The organism is Halopelagius longus (assembly GCF_900100875.1).
Lineage (GTDB): Archaea > Halobacteriota > Halobacteria > Halobacteriales > Haloferacaceae > Halopelagius > Halopelagius longus.
Genome location: NZ_FNKQ01000002.1, coordinates 41,934 through 58,112 on the forward strand (window position 1 = coordinate 41,934; position 16,179 = coordinate 58,112).

A 16,179-nucleotide genomic window follows, 5' to 3' on the forward strand; every position below is an offset into this window, starting at 1 on the left:
GTCTGACGGCCGTCTGCCGCGACTCGTCGCGTCGGCGGCCGACGCGGCGAAGGCTACGAACTATTAAGTCGGATGACTTCAAGAGAGTGCACATGGACGGGACCCCCGAAGAGATAACGACGCTTGTCGGCCGCGAGGTCTACTCCAACAACGGGGTGTTCGTCGGGGAAGTCGAAGACATCCGACTCGACCTCGACCGACAGTCTGTCACGGGACTCGCACTCACGGCACTCAACGACGAACTGTTCAGAGACCGCATCGACCCCGGGAAGGGCGTACTCATCCCGTACCGCTGGGTACGCGCCGTCGGCGACGTCATCCTCATCAACGACGTGGTCGAACGGCTGAAAGACCCCGAAGAGGAAGAAGAGAGCTCGGCTATCGCCTGATTCGGTCCTCAGCTTCCGTTACTGCTCTCGGAACTTTCGACGCCCATCGCCTCGAAGAGCTTTCTGCGGACGGCCTCCTCGGTCAGTTTCAACAGGGTGCCGCGGTTGTCCTCGTTCGTCTCGATGCCGGTGAAGATGCCGAGCGGAATCTCGACGGACCCCTGCGTGGAGTGGCCGCCCGCGTCGCCGATGTCCTCGAAGGCGTCCTGCAGGACCTTCCCGATGTTCATCCGGATGTCCTTCGACCGAGCCGAGAGGTAGATGTTGTCGTCGGCGATGCCGAACACCGCCGTCGTCGTGATGCCTTCGAGCTTCAGGAGGTGTTGGGCGGCCTGCCCCAACGCGTCCCTGTCGCGGATGAACCCCGCGTTCGAGACGAGGTGACTCCCCTGTACCTCGCGGTTCTGAATCGCCTCCGCCAGCACGTCCAGCGTCTCGGCGGACATGGAGGGCGACTCCACCTGTTCGAGGGTGTCGTGGTTCGCGAACGGGTAGAGGTACGCCGCCGCGGTGAGGTCCGCGGGCGTCGTCTCCCGCTTGAAGTCCAGCGTCTCGGAGCGGATGCCGTACAGCAGAGCGGTCGCGACCGCTTCGCTCGGACTGAGGTCGAACTCCTGAATGTACTTCGTGAGGATGGTCGAGGTCGAGGAGACGTTCGGCCGCACGTCCATGAACGCCGCGTCGATGTCCTCGCCCGGTTCGAAGTGGTCGATGAAGATGTCTATCTCGGCTGTGACCTCCGGTTCGGAGGACTTCATGTGGTCTACGAGGGCCACCGCGCCGTACTCCGAGAGGGGCGGCGCGTCGGCGAGTCGGACGAGTTCGATGCCGAGGAGGTTGACGAAGGCGCGGTTCTCTTGGTGGCCGATTTCGCCGTCGTAGAGGATGTCAGATTCGAGGTTGTGCTCCGACGCGATTGCTTGCAAAGCCACGGCGCTGGCGATGGAGTCGGGGTCGGGGTTGTCGTGGGTGAGGATGGCCAGTCCGTCGTTCGTCCCCTCCAGGAGTTCGGCCAACTGCCGCGCCTTGTACTCTAACTCGCCCGATTCGAGCGACCGAAGCGCGGAGTCGGCGATGACCTCCGAGGGGTTGATGACGACGTCCGCCCCCAGTTCGGAGAGTTCGTCCTCCGAGACGGGGTCGGAGGCCCGGACGACGATGAACTGCTCGCCGCCGCTCTCCCGAATCGCGGAGACGGCCGCCTTGTTCGCCTCGACGTCCGACGAGAGGATGAGAACCACGTCCCGGTCCGTCACCACCTCCGCGACGGCCGGGTCGGCGATGTCGGTCGTCTGCGCGTTCAAATCTTGGTCGCGGAGTGCCTCGACCCGACTCTCGTCTTTGTCGAGGATGAGCACGCTCTTGCCCTCCTCCGCTAACTCCTCGGCCACCGCGTGACCCACGCTCCCGCACCCCAAGATTGCGTAGGTAGACATCGAGGAGATAGTGACCCCAGCGCTCATGTTACTTGCAATTCTGTCGGACGACACTTAACAGCACCCGTTTCGACGAGTGCCGGGACGCTCCGTCGGCGGTTCTCCGCGGCCCGTACCGCCGTCCGCACCGGACCGAAAGGAAACACATTTAGTTACCCCTCCGTTACGAGAAATTGCGAGGGCCGGTAGCTCAGTTAGGTAGAGCGTCTGACTCTTAATCAGACGGTCGGGGGTTCAACTCCCTCCCGGCCCGTACGTAGACCGGCGAGCGACAGCGAGCAGTGTCGAGGCGCGGAGGGGGGAGTCGAACCAGACGAGACGAAGCGAGTCTCGGCGCGGTTCAACTCCCTCCCGGCCCGTTTCCGTTCGTTCGAGAGCGAAGTCGTCTCCTGTCTCTCTCGTCACCCCGGCGAACGCGGAGCGTCCGCCGCGCCGATGCACACCGCGTTTCCAGTAAAAACCGCAAGGCGGCGGTCCGTCGGGAACGACATTCCCCCGGCGTCACCCGCCGCGTCGAGACTCTCACCGCTTCCGACAGTTTCGACTGGTTTAGGTGTCTCTCCGAACGAGAGGGAGGAAATGCCGCCGGAAGATAGAACGGGAGTCGTCCTTTTCGTCGTCGCGGTCGCACTCGTCGCCGTATTCGGCGCGATAAAGGGCGTCAACGAACGCCTCGTCGCCGCCGCCGTCGCGACGGCGTCACTCACCCCGTCTCTGAGCGCGGTTCCGTCAGGCTTGGGCAGTTTCCTGCTGCTCGCTTGCCTCGCCGTCGGGAGCGTACTTCTGCTCCGCGCGGTACTCGGTCCGTGACGACGCCGTATCGGTCACCCGGCGGTCGTCGACGAGTTCCACCGCGCGCCACGCGTTGCCGCGCATGCCGACGGACTCCATCTTCAACGGAAGCGTCGTCCCCGCGGGCAACCGTTCGAGCGTCTCCCGAACCTCGTCGGACTCGCACTCGACCACCTGCCGAACCTCGCTGTCCGACTCGACTCTGACCGTCATCGCGCCGTGGTCGTTCATCGGCCAGACGATTCGAACCGCGCGTACGTCTCCTGTCGCCGGGGTGATGTTTTGGCTCATACTAGTCTCTGTCGGCTCCTACCTCCATAAACTCTCTTTTGGCCATCGCAAGTTTACTTCTGGAAATTAAGAATAGTTGTATCGATAGTGATGATAACTGAGTGTCAACTCCGCGGGAGGGACGGTTCTCCCTACGCCTCGTCGTCGAGCAGTTCGTCCAAGAGCGTCTCCAAACTGTAGTTCTGAAGCACCCGGTGACTGTCCCGGAGCGTCGAGATGACGAACGTGGAGTTCGTCCGCTGAACCTCCTCTATCGTCTCGAAGTCGGTGATGAGACGCTCGACCATCTCCCGCCCCGAGAGGTGCGCGACGACGATGAAGTCCGTCTCGCCCATGGTGAAGTACGCCTGCGTCACGCCCTCGACGTCCAGTATCTTCTCCTCGAAGTCGTGGTGGGACCCGCTGTAGTCGGCGAGGATCTCGACGAGGACGGTGACACCGAGTCCCACCTCCTCGACGTCGATGTCGTAGAGGTCGTTCTCGATGATACCCGCCTCGCGGAGGTTGTTCAGTCGATAGTGGATGGTCGAGACGGGGATGTCCGTCTCCTCGTGGAGTTTCTCGGGGCTCCCCGTCTCCAAGTCGGCGATAGCCTTCAGCAGGCGGATGTCGCGTTCGTCCATGACCGGTTACGCGACGATTCGTCTCCGGTCGCTTAACATCCACCGCTCTCGGACCGGCGGAACCCCTTGCTGGTTCCTCTCACGCACACCGTTTGTATCGATCTTTCAGTAACCAAATTCGCGTTTGATTGTATTCAAATTCAATTCAGAGCAATCTGTTGTAGACAGGTTTAACAACCACCGTCCCAGACGGAAGAGACACCTCGATGAATCCACTCTCTCGATTCGGTTCTGCAGGACGCGACGCGGCGTTGTTTCTCACGCTCGCGTGCTTCTGGGGCACCTCGTTCGTCGCTATCGAAGTCGGACTACCGCACTTCCCGCCGATGCTGTTCGCGGGCGTTCGCTACGCGGCGGCCGGCGCGATAATCCTCGCGTACGCCGCCGTCACCGCCGACAGGCTGCTCCCGCGCGGGCGTGACGAGGTAGCGAGCGTTCTCGTCGCCGGCGGCCTCATCATCGGCATCTACCACGGCCTCCTCTATCTCGGGCAGATGCACGTTCCGGGCGCCATCTCCTCGGTGGTCGTCAGCCTCTCGCCGGTTCTGACGGCCGTCTTCGCCGCTCTCATCCTCGACGAGTCGCTCGACCGGTTCGGTGCGCTCGGCTTCCTCCTCGGCATCGCGGGCGTCGTCGTCGTCGCCGACCCCGACCCGGCGAACCTCCTGTCTGCGGACATCCTCGGTATCGGCCTCATCTTCCTCGGGTGCGCGACGTTCGCCCTCGGCGCGGTTCTCACCCGCCCCCTCCGCGTCAGTCTCCCCATCGAGTCGATGCAGGGGTGGGCGATGCTCCTCGGGGCGGGCATCCTCTTTGCGGCGGCGGCCGCCCGCGGCGAGTCGCCCGCGAGCATCGAGTGGACGTTCCCCGCCGTCGTCTCTCTGGCGTACCTGACGCTCGTCTCCGGCGTCGTCGCCTTCCTCATCTACTTCACGCTGTTGGACCGCGTCGGGGCCACCGAGATAAACCTCATCGGCTACCTCGAACCGGTCGTCGCCTCGACGGTGAGTTGGGCGGTTCTGGACCACGTCGTCGGCGCGCAGACCCTCGTCGGGTTCGTCGCCGTCTTCGCCGGGTTCGCACTCGTCAAGCGCGACGCGCTTCGCACCCGACTCGGACTCACCGACCCCGCCACTCCGTCGTCGCACGGGTACGACGCCGACTGAGGGCGGGCGGTCGTCGATTTCCGAACCGAAACTAACTTTCGCCAGTTGCGTACATCTCCGGCGTGAACCGGGATACGCTGCAGTTTTACTCGCTCTACCTCACTCGATTCGCCGGCGGATTCGGCTTCATCACGCTCGTCACCCTCCTCGGGAAGTACATCAACGTCCTCGACCCCTCGGCGGTGACGGTTCTGGGAGTCACGCTCGGTGCGGGGTTCGTCATCGGGATGTTCACGACGGGGTTCACGCTGGCGCAGACGGCCGCCGTGGTCCCCCTCGCGTGGGCGGGCGACCGATTCGACAAGCGGAACGTTCTCCTCGGGACGCTCCTCCTCGGCGCAGTCGCGTACGGTCTCTTCCCCCTCGTCGATTCGAGCCTCTCGTTCATCCTCGCGCGGGCGTTGCAGGGCGTCGCCGTCACGGGTGCGAGCCTCATGTCTCTGGCCCTCGTCGGCGAACTCGCGGAAGCCGGGACGCGGGCGAACCGCATCGGGAAGGCCAACGCCGCTTCCTTCGCGGCGTCCATCCTCGGGAGCATCTCCGCCGGCCTCCTGTACGACGCCCTCGGCTTCTCGCCCATCTTCTCGATAATCGTCGCCCTCCTCTCCGTGGCGACGGTCGGCGTCTGGTTCTTCCTCGACCCCGACGAGACGACCATCCGCGGTTTCCCCTTCTCCGACCTCGCTCTCAACCGGCGCATCCTCACGATAGCGACGTTCCGGACGCAGTACGCCGTCGCGGTCACCCTCGTCCGGACGTGGGTCCCCATCTACGCCGGAGTGGCCGCCGCGAGCGGCGGACTCGCCTACGGCGGCCTCGCCGTCTCCGTCACCGTCGTCGCGGAGAAGTTCACGAACATGCTGTTTCAGCCCACGATGGGCCGCTACTCCGACGAGTACGGCCGGGCGGCGTTCGTCTTCGTCGGCGGCGGGTGCTACGGACTCGTCGCCCTCTGCGTCCCGTTCTCGCCGGTCATCGGAACCGCGCTCGGACTCCCCGGCGCGCTCCCGATTCTCGGTCCTCTCTCGCCCGCGTTCCTCCCCCTCGTCGGCCTTTCGGGACTCCTCGGCGTCGCCGACAGCCTCCGCGAACCCGCGAGCATGGCGCTGTTCGCCGACGAGGGAACCGAAGACGGCGGCGTCGCCGCCTCGTTCGGCATCCGCGACCTGCTCTGGCGGCCCGGAAGCGTCGCCGCGCCCCTGCTCGGCGGCTACCTCATGGCCGACGTCGGCATGGAGTGGGTGTTCTACGTGGGCGGTCTGTTCGCCCTCACCGGCGTCCTCACCTTCCTCGCCGTCCTCGTCCGCGACTTCGGCACCCGCGCGCTCGCCGAGTGGTGACGCCGCGAGGAGTCGTCGTCCGAGCGCTCCGGGCCTAGTGTCAATACGCTCTCACCCGTAGCGAACGTATGGACCGACTCAGCACTCCCCCGAGACAGCGACTCCTCGCGTCGCCCCTCGGTTCGGTTACGGCGACTCGGCCGTTCGAGTCGCTGAAGACGCGTTCGCTCCCCCGAAAGTTCGCCGGGTACCGCGTCCGTGCGGCGGCGGACGTGGCCCTCGGGTCGGGTCCGGCGGCGTTCCTTCGCGAGGCGGACGCGCCCCCGGCCCCGCACCTCCACGACAGGATAGAGACGGCCCTCGCGCGGTACGCCGACGTCCGCGAGGCGTACGAGGAACTGCTCGAACGCTGGGAGGCCGTCTTCTGGGGCGACGTCGAGGCCGGTCCGGACCAACGGGTCGAACTCGAACGCGAGCGACGGCGCATCTCCGAGGCGCACGCCCGCCCGAACGACGTGTTCGGCTTCCTCGCGCGGGGCCACTACGTCCCGCCGGTGAAGTACGACGTGCCCGACCCGGACGCCGCCGCGGAGAAGTGGGCGCACGAACTCGCCGAACCCGAACGCCTCTACGGCTTCTCCGACGCCACGGTGACGGAGGCGCTTCCGCGCGTCACCCGGTCGGCGACGGTGGCCGGTCCGGGGACGACGGAGTTCAGACTTCGCTTCGAGACGCCGGCGCTCCACGTCGGCGACACCGCCACCGCGCGCGTCTACGAACCTGACGACGCCGAGGGCGCACTGCCGACGTTCGTGTTCTACTCCGGACTCGCGTCGCTCGGCGACCTGCTCCGCTACTGGCCCGAGGAGGAGGCCGTCGGCCGCCGCCTCGCGCGCGAGGGGTACCGCGTCGTCCTCCCCGACGCGCCGTGGCACGCCCACCGCGAACCGCGCGGGAGTTACAGCGGCGAACCGGCTCTCGCCCGCGCGCCCATCGGGATGTTCGAACTCTACGCCGCGGCGTCGAAGGAGGCGGGCGTCTTCGTCGATTGGGCGCGGACGGAGGGCGCGCCGCGCGTCGGCGTCGGCGGTGTCGGACTCGGCGGCACCGTCGCACTCCACGTCGCCGGGCGGTGCGACCTGTGGCCCGAGTCGATGCGCCCGGAGTTCGCCGCGCCCGTCGGCGCGCCGGGCGCGGTAGACCAGACCATCACGTCGAGCGACCTGTACGAAGCCCTCGATTTGGGCGACGCCCTCTCGGCCGCCGGGTGGACGGGTCGCCGCCTGCGCGACTTCGCGCCCCTTCTGAACCCGCCCGCGGAACCGGCGGTAAACCCCGAGCGGATTCTCGCCTTCTACGGGGCGGCGGACGAAACCGCCCCCGCGGAGACGACGGAGGCCCTCGTCCGGCGGTGGCGACTCCCCCGCCGGAACGTCACCGAGTGGGACTGCGGTCACGTCGGCGTCCGCACCCGCCTGATTCGCGGCGATTCGTACCGGCGGGCGGTGACGCGCGAACTCGACCGACAGACGATGCAGACGGAGACGGGAGCGACCGCCTGAGGGTACCTGACGCGACGGAACGCTCCGATTCCCCGTCCGCTAAGTTCTCCCTTTGAAACTGTTTCACGGGCTAACTCCCGCGTAATCGCCGGACGTGACCAGGGGTATCCCGAGCGGGCGACCCCCCGGTTTCGAACGTTTCATTCGTCCAACCGTCGGCGGCGTTTATCCGGCTTCTCTCCCATGTCACGAGTACACAGCCCCGGTACGGATGCCGGGAGGTGCCCCGTATGCAAGAACACGAACGAGCCACGGAACGTCGGACGGTGAGTATGGCCTCGGACGACTCTGCGGAACGTCGGACGATGAGTGTAATCTCGGAAATCAAACGCCACCTCCGGCGAGCGCTCGCGAAGGCGTGCGTCGCGCTGACCGGGTTGACGCTCGCCTTCATGCTCGCGCCGGTCTGGTGAGCGAGGTGACGACCGACTTCTCGTCCCTCCGGGCGGGACGAGACGGACGGACCGACGGGCGGCACCCCGCGAGCCGACGGGTGCGGTACCGTCGAAACGACCCCCGCGGCGGTTCGCCGCGACGACGGTAGAAAACGAGGCGAATCCGACCGCTCGACGGGTTACTCGTCGAGGAAGTCGGGTTCGATGCGCTTCTCTTCGTACTCCGACTGGAGGTGGTCGCGGAACTCCTCGACCGTAACGTCCTGCTGTTCCCGCTCTTTCCGGTCGCGCACGGAGATGGTTCCGGCCTCCTCCTCGTCGCCGCCGACGATTATCATGTAGGGGACGCGGTCCTCTTGGGCTTCGCGAATCTTCCGACCGAGCGTCCACGACCGGTCCTCGACGTCGACGCGGAAGTCGCCGAGTTCGTTCTTCACGCGGTGGGCGTAGCCGAGTTGGTCGTCGCTGATGGGGAGGATGCGCACCTGTTCGGGCGCCAGCCAGAGCGGGAACTTCCCGTTGAAGTGCTCGACGAGCACCATGAAGAAGCGCTCGTAACTGCCGTAGAGCGCGCGGTGGATCATCACCGGACGGTGCTCCTCGTTGTCCTCGCCCGTGTAGGTGAGGTCGAACCGCTCGGGCATGTTGAAGTCCACCTGCACCGTCGGGCCGTCCCAGTTGCGCCCGAGGGCGTCCTCGAAGGAGAAGTCTATCTTCGGCCCGTAGAACGCGCCGTCGCCGGGTTCGAGGTCGTAGTCGATGTTCTGGTTCTCCAGCACCGAGCGCAGTTGCGTCTCGGCCTGTTCCCAGATTTCGTCGCTGCCGACGGACTTCTCGGGGCGCGTCGCGAGCGCGACGTGCGCGTCGAGTCCGAACGTCTCCAGCACCTCGAAGATGGAGTCCATCACCTGCCGAATCTCCTGTTCTATCTGCTCGGGGCGGCAGAACAGGTGGCCGTCGTCGATGGTGAACGACCAGACGCGGGAGAGACCGGAGAGTTCGCCGCGTTGCTCCTTGCGGTACACCTTCCCGTCCTCGAAGTAGCGCACCGGCAGGTCGCGGTACGACCACGAGTGCTGGTCGAAGATGGTCGCGTGGCCCGGGCAGTTCATCGGCTTCAGGCCGTACTCCTCGTCGTTGACGTCGAGGAGGAACATGTCGTCGACGTAGTTGTCGTAGTGGCCCGACTGCTTCCACAGTTCCGTCCGGAAGAGGTGCGGCGTCTCGACGGGTTCGTAGTCGGCGTCGAGGTTCAAAGACTCGGCGTAGTCCGACAGTTCGTTGAGGATGCGCTTGCCGCTCGGGTGGTAGAGCGGAAGTCCCGGCCCCGTCACCTCGGGGATGGAGAAGAGGTCCATCTCGCCGCCTATCTTCCGGTGGTCGCGCTCTTTGGCCTCCTCGCGCCGTTCGAGGAACCGTTCGAGGTCCGACTCCGACTCGAACGCCGTCCCGTAGACGCGCGTCAGCGTCTCGTTGTCCTCGTCGCCGCGCCAGTACGCGGAGGAGATGTTGAGCAGTTCGACCGCGCCGATTTCGCCCGTCGATTCGACGTGCGGGCCCTTACAGAGGTCCTCGAACTCCCCTTGCACGAAGAAGGAGACGGGGTCCTCGTCGGCCGCCTCGTTCTCCAAGATGTCGCGTTTGTAGGGGTTGTCCTCGTACTTCTCTAAGGCCTCCTCGCGGGAGAGCAGTTCACGCTCGATGTCGAGGTCCTCCTCGACGATGGTCTCCATCTCCGCTTCTATCTCCGCGAGGTCCTCTTGGTCCAACTCGACGCCCGTCACGTCGTAGTAGAACCCCTCGTCCGTCGGCGGGCCGATGGCGAGTTTCGCCTCCGGGTACAGTCGCTGAAGCGCCTGCGCGAAGACGTGCGCGGCCGAGTGGCGGAGGACGTCCAGATACTCGTCGCTCTGGTCCGTGACGATGACGACGGTGGCCCCGTCGCGGACCGGCGACGCCTTGTCCACGAGTTCGCCGTCGACGACGCCCGCCACGGTGTCGGCCCCGAGACCGGGTCCGATTTCGTACGCGACGTCTTCGACCGTCGCCCCCTCCTCGACGGGTAACTCCGTGCCGTCGGGGAGCGTCACAACGATTTCACTCATATGCGGTGGGAGTCGGAGCGCACGAATAAGTGTTTTTGAGTGCCGCCACGGGTTCCCACGGGCGGGTGACCGGTTTCGCGACGTGAAGCCGGGCGCACCCCGGCGTCGAGGACGTTCGAGACTCGCCGTCCCCCGCGGTCCGGCCGAACCGCGACCGGACGGTGGCCTCCGCCGGAAAACGCCGTTCTCCGGAGTTCTCCGAGACGAGAAATACTGTGTATTCTGAAAAGTACTTTTCAATGTCAACTCTGACGATACAACGGATGGATCTCTGTTCCCTCTCTCGACGCGACGCCCTCCTCGGTATCGGTTCGAGCCTCGCGGCCGGCGGCGGGGACGTGTTGGGCGGGACTGCCGACGACGACCTGTGCGACTTCGAACAGTCGGACGGCGGCGGCGGACCGGTGACGGCCTGTTCGTTCAACGTCCTGCACGAAACCTCGGACGAGGAGTATCCGTGGGAGTCTCGCCGTCCCCGCGTCACCGAGGCGATCGACCGAATCGCCCCCGACCTACTCGGCGTCCAGGAGGCTCGTCCCGGCCGGTTCGCCGACCTGAAAGAGGCGTTCTCCGACTACGAGTGGTACGGCCCCGGCCGCGAGGGGGGCGACGAGAGCGAGGCGGTGCCCGTCGCTTGGCGGAGCGATCGGTTCGAGGTGCGGGAGACGGGGGAGTTCTGGCTCTCGGAGACGCCCGGGAAGCCGAGCACCGGTTGGGACGCCCGAAACCCGCGGATCGCGACGTGGGCGACTCTCACCGACGGAGGAACGGGGACCGATCTCTGGTTCTGCAACACGCACGTCTCGTGGGCCAACGAGGAGACGCGCCGAAACTCCGCCGAGTTACTCCGCCGCCGGGCGGTCGAACGCGCGGAGAACGGCGAAACCGCGGTCGTCACCCTCGACCTCAACGCCGCCCCCGAGTCCCCTTCGTACGAGGTTCTCACGGGTGGGACGGACGCCGCGAGTCCCGTCGCCGACGGCCGAAGCGAGGCCGAGGAGGAGTCGGTGTCCGGCCCCGAGAAGACGTACCACGCCTTCAACGACCGGCCCAAAGAACGGGTCGATTACGTCCTGACCCCCGAGGCGGCCGACGTCCGCGAGTACCAGACGCTCGACGTTCGAGAGGGGGAGTACCGCTCCGACCACTTGCCCGTCGCCGCGACGTTCGAGTTCTGACGTGGTGGTTCGTTGACCGACCCGATTCGATCCGTCGAACCGGTACCCTCGATCGAAGGTGTGACCCTCCGTACCGTCTCCTCAGACTGAGATACTCGCACTCGGCGAGAAGACTTTAGCGAGTGAACAGACACGAACAATCGTTATGGATGTAGAACGATTGTCACGACGGAAAACGCTCGTCGGCGTCGGTGCCGCTCTCGGAGTTGTCGGTAGTCCGAGTGTTCTGGGAAGCGCTTCGGCCGAGGGGACCGCGGATGAGACGACGGAGGAACCGACCGAGGAGAAGACGGAGTACGAGCAACCGGACGGGGACGGAGTCCTCGCGGCCTGTTCGTTCAACGTTCGGTACGACAACCCGGAGGACGACTACCCGTGGGAGTCGCGCCTGCCGCGAGTCGTCGAGGTGGTGGACCAACTCGACCCCGAACTCCTCGGCGTGCAGGAGGCGCAACCGAACCAGTTCGCCGACCTGCGAGAGACGGTCACCGACTACGAGTGGTACGGCGTCGGCCGCGAGGGCGGCGACGAGAGCGAGGCCGTCCCCATCGCGTGGTCGAGCGGTCGGTTCGAGGAACGGGACAGAGGGGTGTTCTGGCTCTCGCCGACGCCCGACGAACCGAGCATCGGGTGGGGCGCCGAGAACCCCCGAATCTCGACGTGGGTCAGCCTGACTCACGGCGAGACGGGGACCGACCTCTGGTTCTGTAACACGCACTTCTCCCACGTCGACCCCGAGGCCCGCCGCGAATCGGCCACCATCGTCCGGGAACGGGCGATGGAACGTTCGGAGAACGGCGAGATGGTCGTCATCACGGGTGACCTCAACTCCATCCCGACTGAACCGCCGTACCACATCATCGCGGGTCGGACGGGCGCCGGTCCGAGTCCCGTCGTCGACGGCCGTCGCGAGGCCGGAACGAATTCGGTGTACGGTCCGTGGGGCACGTTCCACGACTTCACCGACGAGTTGGAGGACCGAATTGACTACGTCTTCACTCCCGAGGAGGCCGAGGTGCTCCAGTACCGGACCCTCGGAATCCGTGAGGGGGCGTACCGGTCCGACCACCTGCCGGTCATCGCGCACTTCGAACCCTGACGGGGCGGGCGGCCGTCCCGTGGTCGGGTCTCCGCCGAGTGGCCCGACCACACGCTTAACTGTCACGCCGCGGAGGATTGTGTATGCGATTCGACCGACAAAGCGGCGTCTTCATGCACCTGACATCGCTCCCCGGGCCGCACGGCATCGGCGACTTAGGGGATGGTGCCCGGACGTTCGTCGATTGGCTCGACTCGGCGGAGCAGTCGCTGTGGCAGTTCTGCCCGCTCGGTCCCACGTCGTCGGTCCTCGGCAACTCGCCGTACCAGTCGTACTCGGCGTTCGCCGGCAACCCCCTGCTGGTCAGCCTCGAACGACTCCGAGAGCGGGGATACCTGACGGACGAGGAGTTAGAACCCGTCCCCGACTTCTCCGACCACGAGGTGGAGTACGACCGCGTCGGCGACTACAAGCGCGAGAAACTCCGGGCGGCGTTCGACCGCTTCGAGGAGGTGGCGACGAGCGACGAACGCGAGGCGTTCGAGGCGTTCCGCGACCGGGAGTCCGCGTGGTTGGACGGGTACGCCCTGTTCATGTCGCTCCGGACGCGGTACGACGGGGCGTGGGTGGACTGGCCCGAGGAGATACGCACCCACGACGAGGACGCCCTCGAACGCCACCGCGAGGAACTGGACGCGGAGATACGCTACCGCGAGTTCGTCCAGTTCGTCTTCGACCGGCAGTGGCGCGACCTGAAGGAGTACGCCAACGAACGCGGCGTGCGGTTGGTCGGCGACCTGCCCATCTACGTCGCCCTCGACAGCGCAGACGTGTGGGCCGCCCCCGAGGCGTTCGACCTGACCGAGGAGAACGAACCGGCGGTGGTCGCGGGCGTCCCGCCCAATCCCGGCGACGACGGCCAGTCGTGGGGCAATCCGCTCTACGACTGGGAGTACCTCCGCGAGAACGACTACGACTGGTGGATGGACCGGCTGAAACGGCTCTTCGAACTCGTGGATATCACCCGCATCGACCACTTCAAAGGGTTCGACGAGTACTGGGCCATCCCCGCGGGCGAACCGCCCGCCGCGGGCGAGTGGCGCGAGGGGCCGGGCGCGGAGTTCTTCGAGGCCGTCGAACGCGAACTCGGCGACCTGCCGTTCGTCGTCGAGGACCTCGGCTTCATCGACCGAGGGGTGGTGAATCTCCGCGACCGGTTCGACTTCCCCGGCATGCGCGTCCCCCAGTACGCGGCGTGGTGCGAACAGGGCCACATGTACCAACCGATGCACTACCCCGAGAACTGCGCGGCGTACACCTCGACGCACGACACGGACACCCTCGTCGGGTACTACGGGGACCTGCCGGGCGACCAGCGGGACTGCCTCCACTACAACATCGGCGCGGACGGGTCGGAGATTCACTGGTCGATAATCGACGCCGTCTGGCGGTCGAACGCCGTCCTCGCGTTCACGACGATGCAGGACGTCCTCGGACTCGGGTCCGAGGCCCGGTTCAACGTCCCCGGCACCGCCGAGGGCAACTGGCGGTGGCGGTGCACCGAGGAGGGGTTCGACGACGACTGCGCGAACCGCCTCGCCGGCCTGACCGACGAGCACATCCGCGACTGACTGACCGAATCTGCCCTCACCGGCCGACCCCGCCCGCGACTGCCGGCCGAACCCGTCGGATTTCCCGACGATACGCGGAATTATCTCGTAGACCGTCGTAGGCCGCGGCAGTGACTCGACGTGACCGACCGGCCGCCGGCGACGGTACCGCCGCGGCGTCTCTCCCTCCGAGGTTCGCACCCGTTCGACGGCGCGAACCGCCCCGCTCCGAACCGGCCGACGACGAAATCCGAGGACGCGGAGTTCGGTAGTTTTTCTTGTCGTACGGAAGATATTCTCCCGTGGTTACACGACGACTCGGCTACGGTTCGTTGGCGCTCGCACTCACGTTCAGTTTCGCCGCGGCGTTCGTCGCGACGACGGCACTGTTCGGCGACGCCACGGTGGGCGATCAGTCGGTGAACGTCCTCGTCCGGAAGGTGCTCACCGTCGGAACGGTTCTCACCGCCGCCTACGGCGTCTACGCCATCGTCACGCACGCCGTCGGCGGGCGGTTCGAGAACAAGCGGCGCGTCCACGACGCGCGGAACGTGCTTCGCCTCTGCTTCGGGGCCGTCGCCGCCGTGGGCGTCCTCGGCGTCCTCACCGAGGAGTGGGTCGGGGTGTTGCTCTCCCTCGGGGTGGTCGGGTTCGCCATCACCTTCGCCCTCCAACAGCCGATTCTCTCGCTCATCGGGTGGTTCTACATCATGCTCAAGCGTCCGTTCGCCGTCGGCGAGCGAATCGAAGTCGAGGACACCCGCGGCGACGTCATCGAGGTGGGATTTCTGGCGACCGAACTGTGGGAGATTCACGGCCACCTCGTGACGACGAATCAACCGTCCGGCCGGGTCGTCACGGTTCCGAACGCGCAGTTTCTCACCTCGCAGGTGAAGAACTACTCGACGCTGTTCGAGTACGTCTGGAGCGAACTGACGATACAGGTCGCCTACGAGACGGACCTCGCGTTCGCCCGACAGACGATGATAGACGTGGCCGACGACTACCTCGGCGACGAGATGGAGGCGGCGATAACGATGTACCGGCGGCGACTCGCGCGCACCCCGGTGGACCTCGACGTACCCGACCGGCCGACGGTGAACATCGTCCAGACGGAGTCGTGGGTCGAACTCCACCTGCGCTTCCTCTCGCACCCGCGCCGCGTGACGAAGACCAGAAACGCCCTCTACGAGCGCATCTTCGAGGAGTTCAACGAACACGACGAACGCGTGAAGTTCCCCCTCGGGCGTAACCGCTGAGGCGTCGGCCCCGCCGCGAACCGCGCATCGAAACCCCGAAACGGGCCGCGACCCTCTCGCGGCACGATGGCGTTCGAAACCGGTGCCCTCCCCTTGGCGGACGTGGACGGCCCCTTCGACCTGCAGGCGACGGTAGAGAGCGGTCAGTCCTACCTCTGGGACCGCGCGGACGGTCGGATGTACGACTCGATCGACGTCCACGGCGGCGACGCGTGGTACGAGACGGTCGTCCCGCCGATAGACGGCGTCTGCGACGAACGGACGGTCGTCCGCGTCCGGCAACTCGACGACAGACTGGAGTGGGAGGCGACGGGCGACGCCGTCCCGATTCTCAGACACCTCCTCCGGTTGGACGACGACTTGGACGCGATTTACGACGCGACGCCCGAGGACCCCCTGCTCGAACGCGCCTACGAGACCTACGAGGGGATGCGAATCGTCCGCGACCCGCCGTTTCCCTGCCTGATTTCGTTCATCTGCTCCGCGCAGATGCGCGTCTCCCGCATCCACGGGATGCAGATGGCTCTCGCGGAGGCGTACGGCGAGGAAATCGAAGTCGAGGGGCGAACGTTCGAGGCGTTCCCCTCGCCGGACCGACTCGCAGGACGGACGGAGGCGGAACTGCGCGAGTTGGGTCTCGGCTACCGCGCGCCGTACGTTCAGCGTACCGCCGAGATGGTCGCGGGCGGCGAGGACCCGCTCGACGCGACGGAACTCGAGTACGAGGCGGCCCGCGATAGACTCACCCGGTTCGTCGGCGTCGGCGACAAAGTGTCCGACTGCGTCCTTTTGTTTTCGCTCGGGTTCCTCGAAGCCGTCCCCCTCGATACGTGGATTCAGTCGGCTATCGCCGACCACTACCCCGACTGCGACCGGGGGACGTACGCCGAAACCTCCCGGGCGATTCGACGGCGACTCGGCGGCGAGTACGCCGGATACGCCCAGACGTACCTCTTTCACTACCTCCGCGCGGGCGGCGAGTGAGGCGGTCGGAGAGACGGCGTTTGCAGCGGTATTCGCGGCGTCTCTCCCCGTCGATTTCGGGGGCCTTCCG

13 protein-coding genes and 1 tRNA gene are annotated in these 16,179 nt (G+C 66.2%); 10 read left to right on the forward strand and 4 right to left on the reverse strand.

Annotation, left to right across the window (positions count from 1 at the left end):
- Positions 1 to 92: 92 nt before the first annotated feature.
- Positions 93 to 389 (forward strand): PRC-barrel domain-containing protein, encoded by a 297-nt coding sequence (locus BLS11_RS06065; RefSeq protein WP_092534617.1) that lies wholly within the window; start codon positions 93 to 95, stop codon positions 387 to 389.
- Positions 390 to 397: 8 nt separating this feature from the next.
- Here the strand turns inward: BLS11_RS06065 and BLS11_RS06070 are convergent, their stop codons facing one another.
- Positions 398 to 1,852, reverse strand: a complete 1,455-nt coding sequence (locus BLS11_RS06070) for a DHH family phosphoesterase (protein ID WP_092534620.1) — start codon at positions 1,850 to 1,852, stop codon at positions 398 to 400.
- Between the two features lie 152 nt (positions 1,853 to 2,004).
- On the opposite strand from BLS11_RS06070, the gene BLS11_RS06075 reads away from it, so the two are divergent.
- Positions 2,005 to 2,078: transfer RNA gene (locus BLS11_RS06075), tRNA-Lys, on the forward strand.
- A 476-nt stretch (positions 2,079 to 2,554) separates the two neighbouring features.
- On the opposite strand, the gene BLS11_RS06080 is transcribed toward BLS11_RS06075, so the two are convergent.
- Both BLS11_RS06080 and BLS11_RS06085 read right to left on the reverse strand, forming a co-directional pair.
- Positions 2,555 to 2,908, reverse strand: coding sequence for a DUF7999 family protein (locus tag BLS11_RS06080; protein ID WP_175454392.1), 354 nt, complete (start codon positions 2,906 to 2,908; stop codon positions 2,555 to 2,557).
- Between the two features lie 131 nt (positions 2,909 to 3,039).
- Positions 3,040 to 3,531, reverse strand: a complete 492-nt coding sequence (locus tag BLS11_RS06085) for an Lrp/AsnC family transcriptional regulator (protein WP_092534623.1) — start codon at positions 3,529 to 3,531, stop codon at positions 3,040 to 3,042.
- Positions 3,532 to 3,737: 206 nt separating this feature from the next.
- On the opposite strand from BLS11_RS06085, the gene BLS11_RS06090 reads away from it, so the two are divergent.
- The 3 genes from BLS11_RS06090 to BLS11_RS06100 all read left to right on the forward strand — a co-directional run bounded on the left by BLS11_RS06090 (position 3,738) and on the right by BLS11_RS06100 (position 7,539).
- Positions 3,738 to 4,697, forward strand: a complete 960-nt coding sequence (locus tag BLS11_RS06090; RefSeq protein WP_092534626.1) for a DMT family transporter — start codon at positions 3,738 to 3,740, stop codon at positions 4,695 to 4,697.
- A 62-nt stretch (positions 4,698 to 4,759) separates the two neighbouring features.
- Positions 4,760 to 6,037 (forward strand): MFS transporter, encoded by a 1,278-nt coding sequence (locus BLS11_RS06095; RefSeq protein WP_092534629.1) that lies wholly within the window; start codon positions 4,760 to 4,762, stop codon positions 6,035 to 6,037.
- 68 nt (positions 6,038 to 6,105) lie between these two features.
- On the forward strand, positions 6,106 to 7,539 hold the full coding sequence (locus BLS11_RS06100; RefSeq protein WP_092534632.1) for a dienelactone hydrolase family protein: 1,434 nt from the start codon (positions 6,106 to 6,108) through the stop codon (positions 7,537 to 7,539).
- A 574-nt stretch (positions 7,540 to 8,113) separates the two neighbouring features.
- On the opposite strand, the gene thrS is transcribed toward BLS11_RS06100, so the two are convergent.
- Positions 8,114 to 10,039: a threonine--tRNA ligase gene (gene thrS / locus BLS11_RS06110; protein WP_092534638.1), complete on the reverse strand. Its 1,926-nt coding sequence runs from the start codon at positions 10,037 to 10,039 to the stop codon at positions 8,114 to 8,116.
- A gap of 263 nt (positions 10,040 to 10,302) precedes the next feature.
- Between thrS and BLS11_RS06115 the strand changes: the two genes are divergently transcribed.
- The 5 genes from BLS11_RS06115 to BLS11_RS06135 all read left to right on the forward strand — a co-directional run bounded on the left by BLS11_RS06115 (position 10,303) and on the right by BLS11_RS06135 (position 16,109).
- Complete coding sequence (locus tag BLS11_RS06115) at positions 10,303 to 11,217, forward strand: endonuclease/exonuclease/phosphatase family protein (protein ID WP_114936158.1); 915 nt, start codon at positions 10,303 to 10,305, stop codon at positions 11,215 to 11,217.
- A 160-nt stretch (positions 11,218 to 11,377) separates the two neighbouring features.
- Positions 11,378 to 12,316 carry an endonuclease/exonuclease/phosphatase family protein gene (locus BLS11_RS06120; protein WP_175454393.1) on the forward strand — a complete coding sequence of 313 codons (939 nt, stop codon included), beginning with the start codon at positions 11,378 to 11,380 and terminating at the stop codon, positions 12,314 to 12,316.
- An 83-nt stretch (positions 12,317 to 12,399) separates the two neighbouring features.
- On the forward strand, positions 12,400 to 13,887 hold the full coding sequence (gene malQ / locus BLS11_RS06125; protein ID WP_092534644.1) for a 4-alpha-glucanotransferase: 1,488 nt from the start codon (positions 12,400 to 12,402) through the stop codon (positions 13,885 to 13,887).
- A gap of 281 nt (positions 13,888 to 14,168) precedes the next feature.
- Positions 14,169 to 15,125: a mechanosensitive ion channel family protein gene (locus BLS11_RS06130; protein ID WP_092534647.1), complete on the forward strand. Its 957-nt coding sequence runs from the start codon at positions 14,169 to 14,171 to the stop codon at positions 15,123 to 15,125.
- Positions 15,126 to 15,191: 66 nt separating this feature from the next.
- Positions 15,192 to 16,109, forward strand: a complete 918-nt coding sequence (locus BLS11_RS06135) for a DNA-3-methyladenine glycosylase family protein (RefSeq protein WP_092534650.1) — start codon at positions 15,192 to 15,194, stop codon at positions 16,107 to 16,109.
- The last annotated feature ends 70 nt before the right edge of the window (positions 16,110 to 16,179 follow it).